The 18,816-nt window shown below is 57.6% G+C and carries 13 protein-coding genes and 1 tRNA gene; 4 read left to right on the top strand and 10 right to left on the bottom strand.

The features are described 5' to 3' along the window. Positions 1-102: 102 nt before the first annotated feature. Positions 103-1,572 (top strand): sulfatase, encoded by a 1,470-nt coding sequence (locus DSM3645_RS27105; RefSeq protein WP_002655870.1) that lies wholly within the window; start codon positions 103-105, stop codon positions 1,570-1,572. A 95-nt stretch (positions 1,573-1,667) separates the two neighbouring features. Then, positions 1,668-3,539 carry a vWA domain-containing protein gene (locus tag DSM3645_RS27100; protein ID WP_116344580.1) on the top strand — a complete coding sequence of 624 codons (1,872 nt, stop codon included), beginning with the start codon at positions 1,668-1,670 and terminating at the stop codon, positions 3,537-3,539. Between the two features lie 1,159 nt (positions 3,540-4,698). Here DSM3645_RS27100 and DSM3645_RS27090 read toward each other — a convergent pair. The 8 genes from DSM3645_RS27090 to tssA all read right to left on the bottom strand — a co-directional run bounded on the left by DSM3645_RS27090 (position 4,699) and on the right by tssA (position 14,168). Then, positions 4,699-5,997, bottom strand: coding sequence for an IS4-like element ISBlma1 family transposase (locus DSM3645_RS27090; protein WP_002652236.1), 1,299 nt, complete (start codon positions 5,995-5,997; stop codon positions 4,699-4,701). A 761-nt stretch (positions 5,998-6,758) separates the two neighbouring features. Beyond that, positions 6,759-7,883 (bottom strand): type VI secretion system baseplate subunit TssG, encoded by a 1,125-nt coding sequence (gene tssG / locus DSM3645_RS27080; protein ID WP_002655865.1) that lies wholly within the window; start codon positions 7,881-7,883, stop codon positions 6,759-6,761. Then, positions 7,880-9,730, bottom strand: a complete 1,851-nt coding sequence (gene tssF, locus DSM3645_RS27075) for a type VI secretion system baseplate subunit TssF (RefSeq protein ID WP_002655864.1) — start codon at positions 9,728-9,730, stop codon at positions 7,880-7,882. Before tssF ends, tssG begins: the two co-directional genes overlap by 4 nt. Next, the gene (gene tssE / locus DSM3645_RS27070) at positions 9,727-10,209 is read right to left on the bottom strand and encodes a type VI secretion system baseplate subunit TssE (RefSeq protein WP_002655863.1); all 483 of its coding nucleotides are present in this window, start codon (positions 10,207-10,209) and stop codon (positions 9,727-9,729) included. The genes tssF and tssE overlap by 4 nt, the downstream gene beginning before the upstream one ends. A 161-nt stretch (positions 10,210-10,370) precedes the next feature. Beyond that, positions 10,371-10,886, bottom strand: a complete 516-nt coding sequence (locus DSM3645_RS27065; RefSeq protein ID WP_002655862.1) for an Hcp family type VI secretion system effector — start codon at positions 10,884-10,886, stop codon at positions 10,371-10,373. Positions 10,887-10,981: 95 nt separating this feature from the next. Continuing rightward, the gene (gene tssC, locus DSM3645_RS27060) at positions 10,982-12,454 is read right to left on the bottom strand and encodes a type VI secretion system contractile sheath large subunit (RefSeq protein ID WP_002655861.1); all 1,473 of its coding nucleotides are present in this window, start codon (positions 12,452-12,454) and stop codon (positions 10,982-10,984) included. A 56-nt stretch (positions 12,455-12,510) separates the two neighbouring features. Beyond that, positions 12,511-13,020: a type VI secretion system contractile sheath small subunit gene (gene tssB / locus DSM3645_RS27055; protein WP_002655860.1), complete on the bottom strand. Its 510-nt coding sequence runs from the start codon at positions 13,018-13,020 to the stop codon at positions 12,511-12,513. Positions 13,021-13,115: 95 nt separating this feature from the next. Next, on the bottom strand, positions 13,116-14,168 hold the full coding sequence (gene tssA / locus DSM3645_RS27050) for a type VI secretion system protein TssA (protein ID WP_002655859.1): 1,053 nt from the start codon (positions 14,166-14,168) through the stop codon (positions 13,116-13,118). 468 nt (positions 14,169-14,636) lie between these two features. Between tssA and DSM3645_RS29105 the strand changes: the two genes are divergently transcribed. Beyond that, entirely contained in the window at positions 14,637-15,266 is a 630-nt protein-coding gene (locus DSM3645_RS29105) for a DotU family type IV/VI secretion system protein (RefSeq protein ID WP_002655857.1), read from the top strand. A 23-nt stretch (positions 15,267-15,289) separates the two neighbouring features. Next, positions 15,290-16,948, top strand: a complete 1,659-nt coding sequence (locus DSM3645_RS27035) for a type VI secretion protein IcmF/TssM N-terminal domain-containing protein (protein ID WP_081445027.1) — start codon at positions 15,290-15,292, stop codon at positions 16,946-16,948. Positions 16,949-17,031: 83 nt separating this feature from the next. Here DSM3645_RS27035 and tig read toward each other — a convergent pair whose 3' ends face one another. Together tig and DSM3645_RS27025 are read right to left on the bottom strand one after the other, a co-directional pair. Next, a complete protein-coding gene (gene tig / locus DSM3645_RS27030; RefSeq protein ID WP_002655855.1) occupies positions 17,032-18,501 on the bottom strand; it encodes a trigger factor in 1,470 nt (489 codons plus the stop codon). Positions 18,502-18,721: 220 nt separating this feature from the next. Further along, positions 18,722-18,794, bottom strand: a tRNA-Gly gene (locus DSM3645_RS27025). Positions 18,795-18,816: the final 22 nt, after the last annotated feature.

Raw genomic sequence — 18,816 nt, 5'->3', positions numbered from 1 at the left:
ACAAGCGTTGCGCTGCGCTTCCCCCCGTGCGCCGCGACATTCCGTGACAATTTGACTAAGATAGTGGGACCCTTCGGCCCCACCTGTTTGCGGAGTCTCGCTATGTTCTCACGTCCCTATTATCTCTTTGCGGCGCTAACTCTCTTTGTCGCTACGTCGGTTGTCGCGGCCGAAAAGCAGCCCAATGTCTTGCTGATCGCCGTGGACGACTTGCGGACCGAGCTGGGCTGCTATGGATTGCCCTATGTCGAAAGCCCTCGTCTGGATCAATTGGCGGCGCAAGGGATGTTGTTTCGACGGCACTATGTTCAAGTCCCGACCTGCGGAGCGTCTCGCTTTGCGCTTTTGACCGGGCGCAGTCCGGTGAATACCCGCGCGATGGCGAACACCGCGTTCTATTCCGGCAGGAACAAACTTTCGCCCCAGCAATTGCCGGGCGCGCAAACGATGCCAGAGCTTTTCCGTCGCAACGGCTATCACACCGTTTGCATCGGCAAGATCTCGCACACCGCCGATGGCAAGGTGTTTGGATATGACGGCAAAGGGGATGGACGAGACGAGATGCCGGGTGCTTGGGACGAGCTGGCGACTCCGTACGGTCCCTGGAAAAGAGGTTGGGGAGTCTTCTTTGGTTACGAAGGAGGAAGCCACCGGGAAGATGGAACCGGACGCCAAGACTTGCTGGAGTTCACCGCGACGCGCGACGAAGATTTGCCCGATGGCATGTTGGCCAATGCGGCGATCAAAAAGCTGGGCGAGTTGAAAGATCGAGACGAGCCGTTCTTTTTGGGGCTTGGTTTCATCAAGCCGCATCTGCCGTTTGTCGCGACCAAACAAGATTGGGATGCGATCGCCGAGCGCGAGGTCGCGCCTCCTACGGCGCCGGAGAAATTGAACTCGGAGTTTTGGTCTGGCAGCGGCGAGTTCTATCGGTACGACGCTCCGTACGAAAAGTCACATCCGCTCGCGAAAGAAGATGCGCTGACCGCCAAACGCGGTTACCTGGCCTGCGTGCGGTATGTCGATCGTCAGATCGGCAAAGTGTTGGATGAGGTCGATCGTCTCGGCCTGGCCGAAAATACGATTGTCGTCGTCTGGGGCGATCATGGTTGGCATCTGGGCGAGTACGCGATGTGGGGCAAGCATGCGCTTTACGAACGTACGGTCCGCAGCACGTTGATTGTCCGTGCGCCAGGAGTCACCAAGCCGGGTAGCGTCAGCGATGCGATAGTCGACTCGATCGATCTTTATCCCACATTGATCGACCTGTGCGAGCCGCGCTTTACGCAAACGGCCAACCCGCTTGACGGCAAAAGTTTGCGTCCGGTTTTAACCGGTCAGGTCGACCAGGTGCATGAAGTTTCGCTCAGCTACTGGGGCGGCGGGACCTCGGTCCGTTCGCCGACACATCGTTTGATTGTGAAACAATCCAAGGAAGATGGGCCAACGGTGGAACTGTACGACCTGCGGGAGACAGCCGATCCAACCGAGAATCTGGCCGCGAGCCATCCAGAATTGGTCGCATCGCTGCTCGCGCAAAAAGAAGCTCGCGAAAATTCTCCAAAACCGTAGCGCTGCGACCCTCGTCTAGCTGGGTGAATCAAGACATTCCCCTGCCCGCGTTCGTATTAGCGCCGGCGCAGCCCAGCTTTTCGAGGGAGAATCGAATGCGAGTTTCGAGAATTGTATTGCTGCTGGCGGTCGCCGCCGTCTGCGGCTGTCGGCCGCAAGTCGGGCAGAACCAAAATCCTAATGCGCCGAGTGCGACGGCGCCTTCGTCGAGTCCAGTCGTTGTGTTGGACGCGGAACGAGAGGAGAAGGTAGCCGAAGCGGTTTACGCCGATAACAACAAGTCCGTCAAGCAAGAGGCCAAGCCGGCGAGTGAGCTTTCCGCTGTCGCGAGTCAACCAGTGCCGGCGGCGCGAGCGGTAGAGATGAATCGGGATCGGGTCGCCGGCCGAGAAAAAGAAGCAGGCAAGGTCCGAAGCGATGCCCGACAAGACCGGTTGGCGACCCTGCCGACAGAGTCCCGTCGATTGGGCATTGAACAGCCAAACGCCGCGCCTGGTTTCATGCCGCAGCTAGATGGAATCGCCGGTCATGGAGAAGGCCCCGGGGTGGGCGGCGACAAGTTCGCCTATGTCGAGAACAACCCGTTCCGTGCGGTGGCGGACGAGCCGCTGTCGACCTTCTCGATCGACGTCGATACCGCTTCCTATTCAAAGATTCGCTCTTACCTGATCGATTACCACCAACTGCCGCCGCAAGGCGCGGTACGTGTGGAAGAGTTGATCAACTACTTCACCTACGACTACGCGACCCCCACGGACCAGAAACCCTTCGCCGCGAATGTGGAAGCGGCGGCTTGCCCTTGGAACGCGGAGCATCGCTTAGTGCGGATCGGCATCAAGGGAAAAGAGATCGCCAACGCCGAGCGCCCGGCCAGCAATCTGGTCTTCTTGCTCGACGTCTCCGGCTCGATGAATAACGCGCGGAAACTGCCGCTGCTGAAGCAAGGAATGAAGCTGCTGGTCGATCAGTTGGGAGAAAACGACAAAGTCGCGATCGTCGTTTACGCCGGCGCCGCCGGCATGGTGCTTAATAGCACCAACGGCGATGACAAGTCGACCATCATGGAGGCGCTCGATCGACTGCAGGCCGGCGGTTCGACCAACGGCGGGCAAGGGATCGAACTCGCCTACCAGGCCGCAACCGAGAACTTTATCAAGGGAGGCGTCAATCGCGTGATCCTGTGCACCGACGGCGACTTTAATGTTGGCGTCACCAGCACCAGCGATTTGGTCACGATGGCGGCCGACAAAGCGAAGTCCGGCGTCTTCCTCAGCGTGATGGGTTTTGGAACCGGCAACCACAACGATGCGATGATGGAAGAGCTCTCGGGCAAAGCGAACGGCAACTATGCGTTCATCGATACGATCACCGAAGCGAAAAAAGTGTTGGTCGAACAGATGAGCGGTACGCTAACGACGATTGCGAAGGATGTGAAAATTCAAATCGAATTTAACCCGACCAAAGTCGCCGCTTATCGCTTGGTGGGCTACGAAAATCGTCTGCTCGCCAATGAAGATTTCAACGACGACAAAAAAGACGCCGGCGAAATCGGGGCCGGACATTGCGTCACAGCGTTCTACGAAATCGTCCCGGCTTCGGTCGAATCGCCGGTCACGACCGCCAAGGTGGACGATCTGAAATATCAAGCGACCCGCGACGTGACGCCGGCCGCTGACAGCGACGAACTGCTGACGCTGAAGATTCGCTACAAACAGCCTGACGAAGACGAAAGCTCGTTGATATCGGTCGGGGTCAAAGACTCAGGGAATCGTTTCGCCCAAGCGAGCGGCGATTTCCAATTTGCCGCTGGAGTCGCGATGTTTGGCATGTTGCTGCGAGCAGGAGACCAGGACGCGAAAGTGAATTTGGACGAAATCACCGAACTGGTCAGCAACAACGTCGGCGACGATAGCTATCGCGGCGAGTTCCTGAAGATCGTCCAGGCCGCCAAGACGCTCAAGAAGTAATCAAACGACCATAATGACGGGGAAGGAAGCGGGCGACGGTTGCCACGACCGTCGCCCGTTTTCGTTTTCTTGATGGCGCGTTGCGCCCGTTTTGAAGTTGCTCTATTTGAAGAAGCGAAGAATAGAACATGGCCGAGCCATGGATGAAGAGCGGGAAAACACGGTCGGAAATCAAGATCAAAGCCCATCGACTAGGTCCGCCCGAAAAGCATCTCCCCGCAATAATGAAAGGGAGCGAGTCTCGTTGAACAAGTTGGTAGGATCTCGTTTCTTACCGTCCCTTCTCCTTGGCATCCGCGTTCTATTTCTGGCGAACCTGCCAAAAAGCGGAAGCGAGGGATTCCGCTTCGCGATACCGGCACGGGGTTTCCCCGCTCTTCATCCATGGGTGGGCCGCGATACATGGTAATGTCGGGTAGGGTGCGCAGTCAGCAATTGTCGATTGACAGTACGCACGGATCCGTGGTCGATTGCCGTGCGGCGAGAAGAGATAGTCGGGCAGGGTATGCGTCGAGGCGCTGCAACCTATTCCATGCCTAGTCAGCAGGGCTTGTTGCGTCTTGACGCAACCTACTCGGTGGGCACACGACGCTCTTTGACAATTTGTGCTTCGAAAAGCAGCAGCGGTCCGGTCCACTCGACCGCTCAAAAAAAACGCGCCGCGGTCCAGTCCACATGGTGAAACAATTCACGAAGTCTCGCGGCCGGCAGGTCGGAGGCAATACTAGCCAGAGGCGCGAGCCGATGGAAAGCGTTTGGCGATACCAACTTCGATCGAAGCGGCCAGCCGAAATCCATCGGCTTGCGCCTCTGGCTGGTGCTCGCGTGGCTTGAAAAAGCGCCACCTCAAAAATTTGCGCCCCGGGCTACGAAAAAACGTCGCGGTCCGGTCCAGTCCGCCGCTCAAAAAAAACGCGCTGCGGTCCAGTCCACATGGTGAAACAATTCACGAAGTCTCGCGGCCGGCAGGTCGGAGGCAATACTAGCCAGAGGCGCAAGCCCAGAAGCGTCCGGGATTTCAGGTTTTTCATCGTTTCGGCCGCCTGGCGTGCGTCATGTGTTGGGATGAGAGGCTGGTGTGCTGATCTTGCGGTCGGCGCCGGTTCAACATCCGCGCAGGCGGCGGCGCGGCTTGCCGTCGGGGTTAGACGCCAGCTTATTACGACTCGGCTTTCTTTTTTGCGCGGCGCTTCGCGGCCGATGCTCGTTCCACGTCACGCTGTCGTTCGCGCTCGCGTAGGATCGGCGCGATTTCTTCCCACGTCGCTGCGCCGCAGGCGACTTGCTCCAGCATCACGAACATATACTTGCTCGGACGATGTCCCAAGTGCAGATAGGTCAGCAGCGCCGCGATCACCGCGACGTAGAAGCTGAGCAGCACGCCCGAGCGGTGATGACTGATCAAGTGATTGAAATTGGCGAAGCATTTCAACCAGCGGAAGAAGAGTTCGATCTGCCAGCGCTGTTGATAGAGCTGGGCGATGACTTCGGCCGACACGTCGAGCAAGTTCGTAATCAGACGCACGGTTTTCGTTTCGTCCTGCTCTTGATACTCGATAATCACCTCGCGCAACGGCACATCGAGAACGATATGTCGCGCTGCTTTCGACGAGCGAAAACGGCCGCGCCGATCACTGACGACGCCTGCTGCGAGATCTTTTTCGCTTAGCGGATTTTCGTCGGCGTCAGCCAGGTGCGGCGCATTGCCGCCAGCCGGTTTGTAACGGATAACGAACTGCGCGCGGGGAGTCCAAGATTCGTTTTGCAGATGATAATGCGCGTTGATGACGTCGAAGCCGCTGAAGCCGCGATCGTACAGATAAAGCCGACCATCTTGCACGTTAGCCGCGGCCGACGCCGACTCGCTGTGCCCCGGTTCGGCGACGACAATCATCTCTGGCGCCCAACTCGTAACGCCGACTTGAAAATCGAGTCGGATATACGAATTTTCTCGTCCATGTTGATTTGAACCGCGCACGGCCCACGCGACCTCGGCCGCCGCTTCTAAAAACGTTCCATCGACGGCGACGGTCCGCTTGAGCAATTCGGATAAGTCGTTCGCAGCGCGGCCGAGCCCGGCCTCTTTGCGGCTCAACTGCTCGCGCAGCGCCTGCAGGATCGGCTCGAGCCGCTGAGGATCGACGAGTCGATGGAAGTCGGAAAGCGTAGTGCGGCAGATTTTTTGAATCGAGAGATGCCGCTGGACTTGCTGCGTTTGACTAAAATCTTCGATCGTTCGCAGCGTGCGAATCGTTGGGTTAAAAAAGGCGAGCAGGTAAGTGACGAAGACGTCATCGAGAAACAACTCGCGATTGCCATGAGAATCGTCACGGCGCCGCAACTCACTAAGCTGCTTCTGCAATAAGCGCACGAACTTCCCCCCCATGACCTGATCAGGCCACAGTGGCAATTCGGCCAACTCCCGTTTCGTTCGGCGCTGTCGCGATTTCGGCTGCATGTCGAAATCATGACAAACTGAAGTCGCTGGCGCAAGTGAAGAAATTGCGAAGAAAATCCCGGACGCTTCTGGGCGCAAGCCGATGGAAAGCGTTTAGCGATACCAACTTCGATCGAAGCGACCAGCCGCAATCCATCGGCTTGCGCCTCTGGCTGGTGTTCGTGTGGCTTGAAAAAAAGCCACCTCAAAAATTTGCGCCCCGGGCTACGAAAAAACGTCGCGGTCCGGTCCAGTCCGCCGCTCAAAAAAAACGCGCTGCGGTCCAGTCCACATGGTGAAACAATTCACGAAGTTTCGCAGCCGGCAGGTCGGAGGCAATACTAGCCAGAGGCGCGAGCCGATGGAAAGCGTTTAGCGATACCAACTTCGATCGAAGCGACCAGCCGCAATCCATCGGCTTGCGCCTCTGGCTGGTGTTCGCGTGGCTTGAAACAACGCCACCTCAAAAATTTGCGCCCCGGGTTACGAAAAAAACGTCGCAGTCCGGTCCAGTCCGCCGCTCAAAAAAAACGCGCTGCGGTCCAGTCCACATGGTGAAACAATTCACGAAGTCTCGCGGCCGGCAGGTCGGATGCAATACTAGCCAGAGGCGCGAGCCGATGGAAAGCGTTTGGCGATACCAACTTCGATCGAAGCGACCAGCCGCAATCCATCGGCTTGCGCCTCTGGCTGGTGTTCGCGTGGCTTGAAACAACGCCACCTCAAAAATTTGCGCCCCGGGCTACGAAAAAAACATCGCGGTCCGGTCCACTCGGTGGACGCTAATTATCCACCGTGAAACTAGCATTCGCCTGATCCTCTTTGGCAGGTTGCGTTCCGATCCAAGCGTTCCAGCCCAGACGTGACGCTTTGGCCGGCTGCCCAGAGAGTTGCGTTCGCGGGACTTCGTCTTTTTTGAGCACGAGTTGTACGTCAAAGTCGAGCGACGGTCCGACAAAGACGCGCGTCAATTGACCCAGCGACCATTGCCCCTGTCCACATAACGCTTCTTGTCCACGATGCGATGCGACGTCCATTTCGGGAGGCGCCGGCAAAAACTCATTGAATTGATCGAGCGTCAGGGGGCCAAGTTGCAAGCGGAACTTGTGTTGCAGTTCCCAGACGCGGCGTCCTAATACGGCCGTTTTTCCCAATTGTTGGTTATGTCGATAGCGGCCGATTTTCGTTTGCTGGCTTTGGTCCAGCGAGAGCCATTGACCTTGCAACGGCTTGACCTCGATCGGGATCTGAAAGTAGTCGATCAGCATTCGCCGCAGGTTCTCGGGCGAACGGCGTTGCTGGGCGAGCAACCCGCTATAGCGAAGCAGCGCCAAATCGCTAACGCCGGCATTGTCGCTGGGGCGCTGCAGGCGATCCCGTAGCGTCGGCAAGCCGAACCCGCCGAGGCTGAGCAAACCTTGCGTGAACGCGTCGGGAGACTTTTTTTCAAATTCACGCCGCGAGTAAGGAACCCAAAAGCGATTCTTTTCCCAGACGCGATAAAAAAGCCGCGTCAGGCGATCGTTAAACAGGTCGAACCAATCACGCAGAGCGAACTTGTGGTCACCACGCAGTTCGCGATGCAGTCGCAGCAGCATCTCGGTATAGTGATGCGGCAGTACGCCGCTCGGCCCGGTCAGACCGAGAAACGTGACCGTCATTTCCGTGGCTTGCGGATCGTCCGGCGACGCTTCCAGGTCGTAAATCTCGCTGGCCGGAAACGCGGACGAATTGTGAGCGCGGAAACGAACGCAAGGGCTCCGTTCTTCGTGCGGCTCCGCTTGATTGCTTCGTTCTAGCAAGCGGACCGCTTGGAAGAAGTCAAACGTTTGCGGCTCTTTGTAGAGTCGCGCCAAGACCGATCCGGCAGGCGCCCGCAGTTGGGGAGGTTGGCTGGAAGCGATCATAGGAGCATCGCCTCTCCGGCTCGAGGTTCAAAGCGTTTCAATACGCCGCGCTGTTGCGTCACGGCGACCAATTGAGTGAACGAGTTGATGTTGACGTACAATCCCAGGAATCGCTCTAAGACCGACGCGAACAGGTAAGAGCCGACGCCGTGATACTTTTGGTCATCCAGTTCGATACGAATCTCCAGGCCGCGGCAGAAGCCTCCTTTAAGCGAGCTGCCGACGCGAGCGACGGTTCGATCGCACTTCAGCTTCTGCAATCCTTCGATCATTTGGCGGTTACGAATCGCTCGTTCATGGCCGTTGCCATCGGTCGAGAAATCGTACAGCCGCAAGATCTCACGCAAGCTGTCGATCCCATGCTTGTCGGTCAACGACAGGTGATTGAGTGACAAGTGCGAGACCAAACGCCAGCGATTGCCGTTGTCGACCGGAGGTCGCAGCGGCGGAGTCGGTTGTCGCAAACAGCGCGTCGCTTTGATCGGCGCGGGGACTTGCAACTGGAATTCGGCCGAACCCCATTGATTGTAAAGTTTGGTCGGGAGATCGCGATTGGAGCAAACGGCTTGCACCGTAGCGACCGCGTCCGCGGGGCGGCAGGGATCAAAGTTCAAATCGACGAGTTGCAGGAACGAATCGTCGCCGTCGTCTCCCGGCTGAGTCGAAGGTCGCCGCGACAGATGCCAATAGGCTTCGTCGGGCGCCGCCGGATTCCAACGACTTGCGTGCCCGATCGCATAAAACGGACGAAACTCGACGTCTCCGTCGGTCCCTTGCGTGGTCACGCGGCGAATCGAGTGAACCTCGACGTCGTTGGGGCGTTGTACGTCCGGCGTGATGCGATACTCGCTGCGGCGATGATCGATCGCGATCGGTTCACAAATCTTGTCAAACAGGTTGATCGCCGGCGTGCAGCCAAGCTGGAACGTATCGGCATGAATCGCGCCATGGACGAGCGGTTCGATGCTGTCGAAAAAGAACCAAACGTCGATCTCACGCTGCCAGCCTGCTTTGGCGGCTTTGCGAAAACCATGCAGATCAAAGTAGAGGAACTTCTCGGGATAGGCGAACAGATCGGTTAATAGCTGATAGCCGGGCTGGCCTTGAGCGGCCGACGGCAGCAACGCTTCTTCGGGCTGAAAACCAACCGGAGTGATCACTTGCTGAGGTTCAAAGTTAACGCGCGTCTCTTCCTTATTGTCGTTGGCGGCGACGATCGAGACGCGATTGCAATGGTTCAGCAGATATTCGTAGAGCTTGGCGGTAACTTGATCGCCGCCGTGCAAATGAAATCGCAGCGACTCGATCGGCAGCGTGCTAAAGGCCGTGTCAGCCTGGCAACGTAAGCGAACGCGTATCGCCGCCATCGCGTCGCGGCGAACGGTTAACGAATTGCTCCACGGCGGCGTGAGCGTGTCGACGTGAGTCACTTCGACCGGCCAAACCGTCGTGTCGTAGCAAGTGCGGAAAAAGCAGGGGCCATCGCCCACGCGCTGCGTACGGAGTTGACTGCCGCGGGCGATCTTGGCGCCGGAGGCTTGCGGATTGGTTGGGTCGGGCTGGAATTGGACCGTGGTCATCGACGGAATCGGCGCCAGGTAATGCGGGTAAAGAACCTCGAGCAGCGCATCGGTCACTTCCGGAAAATCGTCGTCCAATTTCTTTTGAATGCGGCCGGCGATCAGCGCAAACGACTCGATCAGACGTTCGACGTGCGGGTCGCGGCTACGATTCGCTTCCAGAAGCAGACGACCGGCCGCGGCCGGGTGCTTGCGCGCGAACTGCTGCGATTGCTCGCGAGCGAGCAATAGTTCACGTTCGTAGTAGGGGAAGAGCGTTTCGTTCATGATTCGTTCGGCGTCACTTCAATGCGACGGTTGGTGGGGTTGAGCGCGGCGCCGACGCGGATTTTCGCATTGGGCAACGCTTTGGACGTTCCTTCTATCGCAAACGAAATGCGATTCCAGACGCTCTGCTTCGAAACGTCGAGGTTGACGTGAACCGTGTCGAGACGAGGTTCGAAGCGGCGAATCGTGTTTTCAATGTCGCTCGCCAAAGCGAGCATGTCGGCTCGCGTGGCGCCATCATGCAGCGTTAGCTCGGGAACGCCGTAGCAAAAGACCGAGTTGCGAAGCGCCAGCGCATCGATTTCGTCCACAGGACGCGACGCGGAGGTGTTCAGCAGGTCTTCAAGATCGCGGCAGATGCCCAGCACAAATCCGCGCACGCTTTGCGCACGGCTATCGGGCTCTACCTCGAAACAGGCGTCCACCAAGCGATCATAGATCGATGGCGTTAGTTCAGGAGTGAGAGTCGTTCTCGGCATGTCCGGGCCTCCGTAAGGGGAGCGGAGGTATTGGCTGAACGTCCTGCGGCGGGTCAAGAAGCGGACGTCGGTCGAGGCGAGCGGGAAAAATAAGGAAAATCAGGCGACCGCGGCGGCGGTGCGCCTGACTTTCGATGTTGGCGTTGAGCGAACGAGTTCGCTTAGACAGGCTTGTTGGCCTTCAGGTCGTAGCCGGCTTTGACCGGATTGTCCAAGCTGCCGTCGTCCTTCTGCGGACGATATTCGCATTCGATCTTCGCGAAGTTCAACTTCACGAAGTCACGCGGCAGGCCGTCATCGTAGCCTTGACCTTCTTCGGTCGAACCGTTGTTGCGATGGCTGCCGGTTTGGTAGTGGGCGATCAAAACGTCCTTCATCGTGATGATGTAGAACTCTTGTTGTCCGCCGCCCGCCTTACGACAGGTGAGGGTCACTTCGGGAATGTGATCCCCTTTGGCGCAAGCGAGCATCAGTTTCGGCGAAGCTTTGCCGGTGCGGGTCATGAACTCGAAATCGTTCATGCGGACCTTGCCGGCGCCGCCGCCTGCGCCTTGAGCGAAGGTGCCGGTCTGCGAAGCGCTCCAGTTGAATTCCGAGATTTCGATTTCTTTGGCGTGCACCGAGTCGCCCGATTCGCCATCGATGTCCGAGACTTTCAAGAAGTAATCGACTGCCATGATATTGGCTCCGTATGTCAGTTAGTTTGTGTGGATATTGGGAATGCGAAAAAGCAGGCGCGCCGCTCGAAAGCGGCGCGACCCGCGATAGTTAACTAGCCTTGCTTCGGCACTTCAGCGACCAAACGCATCGAGGCTTCGAGCGTTTCGAGCTGGAAGTGAGGACGCAGCCAAGCGACGGCTTCGTACCAGCCCGGCTTGCCTTTGACTTCGCGAACTTCAACGCGAGCGTCGGACAGCGGGCACTTCGCTTTGGTCTCGTCGCCGGCGGTGGCGGGATCGCAAACGTAGTTGCTGATCCAGCTGTTCAACCAACGTTCGGCTTCGGCGACTTCCAGGTTCGAGCCGATTTTGTCGCGAGCCATGACCTTCAGGTAATGAGCGAATCGCGAGACGCACAGCAGGAAGTTGATTTTCGACGAAAGTTCGGCGTTGGAGTTGGCGTCGTCGTCGAAGTAAACCTTCGGCTTTTGAGCGCTTTGGGCGCCCATGAAGACGGCGTAATCCGTGTTCTTGGCGTGCAACAGCGGCAGGAAGCCGAGGTTGGACAGCTCGAACTCACGACGATCGCTGATCGCGATTTCGGTCGGGCACTTCATCGCAATGTCGCCGTCATCGGTCGGGAAGGTGTGAACCGGAAGGTTCTCCACTTTACCGCCGCCTTCGACTCCACGAACTTTGGCGAACCAGCCGTACTTCGAGAAGGCGTTGGTGATGCGGACGCCATAAGCCCAAGCGGCGTTCATCCACAGATACTTGTGGTAATCTTTGCCGTCAACGGCTTCTTCAAAGTTGAACTCTTCGACCTTCTTGAACTCTTCGCCGTAAGGCAAGCGAGACAGAACGTGCGGCAGAGTCAAAGCGACGTAACGCGAATCTTCGCTGTCGCGGAACGAACGCCACGAAGTGTGGGTCGCACCTTCGAAGATCTTGGCCAGGTCACGCGGGTTCGGCAGATCCGAGAAGCTGTCAAGATTGAACAGCGTCGGCGAAGCGGCCGAGATCAACGGAGCGTGAGCCGCAGCGGCGACGTTCGACATCAGCTTCAACAGGTTGATGTCTTCCGGACGACGCGAGAACTCGTAATCGCCGATCAACAAACCGTAAGGCTGACCGCCGAGTTGGCCGTATTCTTCTTCGTAGATCTTCTTGAAGATCGCGCTCTGGTCGAATTCGACGGCGGTCTCCAGGTCTTTCAGCAGGTCGTGCTTGGTCGCGTTCATGACGCGAATCTTCAGCGACGTGCCGGTTTCCGATTCGTGAACCAGGAAGCTAAGTCCGCGCCAGCTGCTTTCCAGGGCTTGGAACTTCTCGTGGTGCATGACTTCGTTCAACTGGGCCGAGAGCTTTTTGTCGAGCTCGGCGATCCAGAAGTTGATCTTCGTGGCGGCGTCCTTCGAGACCTTGTTCTGGTCTTTAGAGGCCTGACGCACGAATTCTTCGATGTACGACTTATTCAATTCCATTTCAGCGTCGTCGAGCGGACGCGTGTTTTCCAGAATCTGATCCAACAGGGTCAGCTCTAGGGTCGCCGTTCCGCCGGCGGTGGTTTCGTTTTCAGCAGCCATTATGTGTATCTCCTGTTACTTTCGTTGCGTTTGTTGCGTTTGTTGCGGAACGGGAACTAGGCGGTCGGAGCTTCGACGCCAAGGTCTTTGCTGATCGTGTCGCGAGCAGCGTCGTCACCCAGCGTGTCGTCCAGCAATCCGCACAAAGCGTCGTTGCCTTCCATTTTGCTGAGCAGTTGCTTCAAGCGATCACGCATCTCGAGCAGATTGGCCAAGACCGGAACCTGGCGAGCGACGTTGGTCGGCTCGAAGTCGGTCATGTCTTTGAAGTTCAGCTCGACGCTGAGGTTCGTGTTATCGTCTTCCAACACGTTCGGAACCTGCATCGCGACGCGAGCGCCGCTCTTTTCCAGAACGCTGTTGAAGTTATCGCGATCGATCGGCACAAACTTGCGTTGCTTGATGCCCGGCAAAGCTTCTTTCGGCTGACCCGAAAGATCGGCCATCACGCCGACAACCAACGGAAGCTCTTTGACTTCCATGGCGCCGCCGGTCTCGACGTCATACGTAATTTGCACGCGCGGAGGACGCACGCGATCAAGCTTGTGTTGCAGGCTTTCGCTCATCAGTCAGTTTCCTTAAGGGTTTGTGGCGGCTACGCGATCGCAGCCGCCTCTCACGCTGCGGTGCGTCAATTCGCCGTCGAAACGAAATCGGAGAATCAATTTGCGATCGCAGACGTCTGCGAATCGCCAATTTGCCGTTGTAGTTCGTCCAGCACCGTTTGCTCGCGTACGATGGCTTGCATCAATTGCGGAAACGGCATCTGGCCGAGTTGAACAGCTCGACGCACAAGGAATGGCGCGGGGCTGTTCGGTTCAATTTGCTCCAGCAGATCGGCTGCCGCCGAAAGCTGTCGATAAAGTTCCTGGCGGCGAACGACGATGTCGCCCACGTTGCCAGAGCGACCGTTGTTGGCGGCGGACCCATCGGCCCCCGCTTCGCCTGCGGTCGTGGTTTCGCTTTCCGGGGTTGGTTCTGGTCGTTTGGCCAATTCGGCCGCCAACAAACGTTGGCATTCCTCCAGCGCCTTTTGCAGATTCAACAGCGCCGTCGCATCACAACCGAGTCGTTCGTCGAGCAGACGTGCGATTTCGCGGGCCGCGTCGTGCGACCGCTGCGCTTCTTTGACGGCGTGCAGCACATCGTCTCGCGTGGCCGAAGCCAGAATGCGCGACAAACAAGCTTGCTCTTCCGGGTTCTTGGATTGTTGCCATTGCAGCCAGTCGACGGCGGTCAGTTGCCCTTGGCTGTTCGAGAGCAGCGGGACGCGACGAATCGTTCGCGGAAAGAGCACGCCGCGATCTTCGTCATCCAGCAAATTGGCCAGCGGAGCAAGACGAGCTTCTGGCCCGTTATCCAGCGGCGGATTCAGACTATCCCAACGCTGTTCAATGAGATTCTTTAGCAGGTCAAGTCCTGCGGCGACGCCGTGGATCCCTTCGGTTCGAGCGAGACCCTCGATCAAATGGCAGACGACTCGCAGATCTTTGCTGTCGTGCAAAAGCGAATTACGAGCAAGATCGACAATACCGGCCCAATCGGCCTGCTTCAGGTTGGCCGGTCGCGTGACGTCATCGAAGTCGTCGGCGTCCTCTTCGCGGCGTAATTCACGAAATTGATCGTGCAAACGATGCGAATAGGCGTCCGGATCGCCGGCTGGGCGATCTTCGGAGACGGGCGAAATTAGTTCGGCTACGTCTACTTCGGCCATTGTCGCTGGTGGGTTGGTTGGGGGAGTGCGCCGCGGGGAGGGGCGAATATTGGGGAGTGCTGATCGGTTACCCGTAGGGGGTTACCGATCGATGTTCCGGCAAAGTTAGGTCAGGAATTGGCGCAGGGCAAAAGCCGCGAAATTTTTTACCTCCGGCGACTGGTCCCATACCGCGACCTATATTGCAACGAACTCACGCCTATGCAGCGCACGGACGATCTCGCCGATTTGTCGCCGCGCCCATGCCGATACGTAAGACCCACCGCAGCCGTAGCGTTTCTTGGGATCCGCCGCGACGCTCCTCGCTTTGAAGAGTGAAACGCAGATACCGAAACGCTTGCGATTCGTTACAAACGGCGGATGCCGTCGCCGAATTCGGCTCCGCCGCTTGTAACGGAAATTGATCGGATCGCCCCACCGCCGGGCACGCCGGGTACAAATTATTTCCCCCTAGACGAGACGCGCGCCATGCAATCTCCCTTGGCAGAAGACGTACGTGCCGTAATGGACTACGGACTCGATCTGCTCCGTCGACTCGAGTCGCAGCAGAAGGTGGACCTTGAGTTTGAACAAGTGGTCCTGCTCGATCTATTGCAACGTGACTCGATCGCAACCGTCGTTCATACGCGTCGCGAGAAGCAGTTGGTTAACCTGCAATACGCGCTGGCGTGTTGGTTGGATGAAATCTTTACCGACTGCCCCCAGTCGACGAATGCGTGGAACGAACAAAAGATCGAGATGCATCTGTTTGGCGCCAACGATCGCGCTTGGCGCTTTTGGCACGAAGCGGAAATGGCGCTGCGTCACGGCGAGCACGATCCGTTAGAAGTCTATTACCTTTGCGTAACGCTTGGATTTCGGGGCGAAATGCGTGCGCAGCCTGAAAAGCTGATGTCGTGGATCTCGCGAGCTCGAGTCGCCGTTGGCGACATCGACGACTTGCAAGTTTCGCTAGAAGCGGAGCTCCCGCCGTCGTGCGACGCTCGACCCTTGCATGGCGAGGGCCGCATGCAAACGATGATCGCCGCTGCTTGCGTCGTTGGGCTTGTCGCCGCACCTTTTCTCACGTTCGTCGTCGTCGACTGGTTCGGCCGCTAACCCTCAAACACGGAACGTACGCGATGTTCATGAAGATACTTAGTTCGATGGGGCAATCGTTGGCGAGTCTCGCCAATTTGATCACCGCGCCTGTCGCCGCAACCGCCCGCGCTCAAGGGACGGTTCGCTTGCTGCTATGGCTGGTCCATGGGCTGGCGATCGTCGCCATTTTGATTGGGCTATGGTGGCTGAACGACTATTTAGAACTGGAAAAATCGGTTCGCTTTCCTTCAACCATCGTCCGCTCTAGTTGGTTGCCGATTCTGTTTTTGCTGGGCTACGCATTGGGCTGGCAAGTCTGGTGGATGATGCGACTGGTGCGCCAACGCGTCAGCGTTTCCCCCTACCCTGATCTGGACCAGGCCTGGACCGAAGCGACCGAACAACTGATGCGTAATGGGGTTTCATTGGTCAAAGAGCCGCTGTTTTTGGTGTTGGGCCAAACGACGGCCGGCGACGCCAATTTTTGCTCCGCAGCCGGGCTTTCGCTTACGCAGCCGCCGACTCCGCGCGGCGCCGACGCGCCGCTACGCATTTGGGCCGATGAACGGGGAGTCTTCGTTTCGCTGCGCGATGCGTCGCTATTAGGCTTGCAAGCTTCACGTTTGCAAGACATGGCCCGCGCAGCGGAAGAGTCGAATCCGATGGAAGTGGTCGTCGCCGGCAGTGATCCGTATAACGAACCTGTCTACTCCGACTTTTTGAGCGGCGAGAGCTCTGGCGTCGCCGTCATGCCGAAGACGCAGAAGAAACTAGAAAGCACCGCCGTATCGGCCGAATCGAAACTGGACGAAGCCGAGTCGAACTTGGCGTTAGCTTTCGCCGAACCTTCGGCCAACGCAATGATTCGGACGACGCCGCGAGCCGAAGTCAAAACGACCGTTGAGATCACCAAAGAAGAGATTGACGAAACGCTCGATCGGCTCGACTATGTCATCGACTTGATTCGCCATGCCCGCGCCCCCTATTGCACGCACAATGGGGTGATCGTGTTGGTCCCCGGCGATGCGACCGAAAATCTGGCCGTCGCGCAGCAAACGGCGGTCTTTATGCAGCATGATCTGCAGCAAGTTCGTCAAGCGAGCGAAGTCGCCGGTCCCGTCACGGCGATTTTCTGTGACGCCGAACAATTCAACGGCTGCGACGAATTGCTTCGTCGTTTTCCGGAAGAACATCGCCGTCGTCGCTTTGGCGCCGAATTGCCGAATATCCCGGTCGCCGATTTCAGCAATATCAAAGAGATCTTGCACAGCGGCGTTCGGTGGGTCAATCGTTCGCTTGCATCGGCCCTGGTCTATCGGATCTTCGCCCAACGCGATTCGTTCCACGGGGATCAACGCCGCGAGATCGAAAGCAATCGAATGCTCTACCAGTTCGTCAGCTCGTTAGACCGCCGCAGCGACGCGATCCTGCGTATTCTGACTCGCGGACTTTATCCAGAACATCATGGCGATTGGATGCCCGCCGGTTGGTATCTGGCCGCGACCGGCAGCGATCCACTTACCCAGCAAGGCTTCCTGCCTGGTGTGATGACGCTGGTCTTTAACGCCCAGAACTTCGTCAGTTGGACCGAAGATGCGCGACGTCGCGATCGGATGCGAAACTGGTTTACGATCTTCGGTTACGCCGGCCTTGGCGTCGCGGTGCTGGCGCTGCTGATCGTCGCACTCACCAAGCTGTAAGCTGGGGACGCTGGTTCAAGAAAACAAAAAAGCCGCTGGCATATTCGCCAGCGGCTTTTTTTGTAGGGTAGAAAAAGAAGAGCTTACGCTTCCTCTTTGCCTTCTTCCTGGGCTTCCGGAATATCGCCTTCGACCGGTTGGCCAGTGATGGCGAATTCGATCGGCGAGACGCTCGCTTGGGCGTCCGCTTCCGCCGGAACTTCGGTGAACTTCGCTTCGCCAGTGATCAGCTCGATCACCTTGCGTTCGATGATCTGGTTGCGAAGCGTATCCATTAGGCCTTGCTTCTCGAGGCGAGCACGCACGCTTCGCGGCGACTGCTTGCTTTGCGCGGCGATCTGCATGATCTCGCGTTCGTAGTCTTCCGGAGCGTCTTCGATCGTTTCTTCTTCGGCGATCCGTTCCAGAATAAAGTGCTCTTTCAGCGCCTTTTCGGTCGACTGCAGGCTGTTCTGGCGAAGCGTATTTTCGTAGCCGCGGATCGCATCTTCATCGAAACCGTAAGAACGAAGATCGAGGATCGCTCGTTCCAGTTCGCGACCGGCTTGGCGTCGGAGGAGTGCCGGCGGCAGGTCCCAATCGGCGTCTTTGATCAACTGTTCGGTAATCGCGCCACGCAATTGTTGTTGCTGGTGATACTCGAACTGACGTTCCATGTCGGCTTTGACGAAATCGCGTAGATCGCCTTCGCTTTCAAAGCTGCCGATCTTCTGCAGGAACTCGGCGTTCATTTCCGGCAATTCGAGACGCTTCACTTCCAGGACTTCAATCTCAAGATCGAGTTCTTTGCCCTTCAGATCTTCGTTAGCGGCTTCTTCGCTGACGGTCGCTTTGCCCGACTTTTTGTCGCCGGCTTTGACGCCGAGGACCGTCTTGCCGAATTCTTCCCAGTTGGCGTCTTGGAAGCTGAGCGTGTCACGCAGGCGAACGCTGATTTCTTCGGTGCGAGCGATCTCTTTGCCGTCCAGCTTGCTGACGATGTTCAACGTCAGGAAGTCGTCCATTTCGGCGGGAGCGTCGATCGGGGCGATTTCGCTGAAGCGATCGAGCACTTTTGCCAGATGCTTGTCGATGTCGGCCTTCTCGAACGTTTTGACCGGCTTGTTGAGCTCGAGGCCTTTCCATTTCGGCAGGTCGAACTCGGGACGAACTTCGATATCGAACTCGAACGTCAGCGGGCCTTCTTCGGGAAGCTCGACCGCGTCGAACTTGAAGTCCGGCTCACTAATCGCCGAGAAGTTTTGTTCGTCGCTGGCCTGGGCCATGCTGTCCATCAACAGCGAGCCTTTGACCTGATTGGCGACTTCCTTGCGGAATCGCTTTTCGACCAGCTTGCGCGGAGCATGTCCGGGACGGAAGCCGGGGACAGCCGCCGTGGGGGCCATCTCGTCAAAGGCTTTGTCGAAGTAACGATCGACGTCTTCATGCGAGACGGTCACCGTGACGTGACGCTGGCACGAGCTCGGGCTTTCGACCTTCACTTCCAGCGACAGTTTTTTCGACTCTTCCGTTTGTTCGGCTTCGACCGCCGTGGTTTCATCCGGTGACGTCATCTGAATGCTTGCCAAATACTGAGGTTGCGTAATGTATTTTTAAGAAGACCCGCTCGAAGCGACAGCGGCCTGCGAAGCCGAGAGTTGCGGATCCGCCGAGCGCGGGACAAGGTTCCAATCCAAGAGAAGCGACGATCGAAACGCTTCCGCTGCGGCTACTGAGAGTCCTGGGCTTAACCTGCCGAGCGAAATCGGGTTTGGCCAAGCGAAATCAAAAAAGAGCGGGTGAAGGGATTCGAACCCTCGACAACAACGTTGGCAACGTTGTGCTCTACCAACTGAGCTACACCCGCACTGGTAGTCCGCCGACAAGCG

It is taken from the genome of Blastopirellula marina DSM 3645 (genome assembly GCF_000153105.1).
Classification (GTDB): domain Bacteria; phylum Planctomycetota; class Planctomycetia; order Pirellulales; family Pirellulaceae; genus Blastopirellula; species Blastopirellula marina.
Note: the sequence above shows the minus strand (reverse complement) of the source record. Positions and strands in the feature narration are given on the sequence as shown.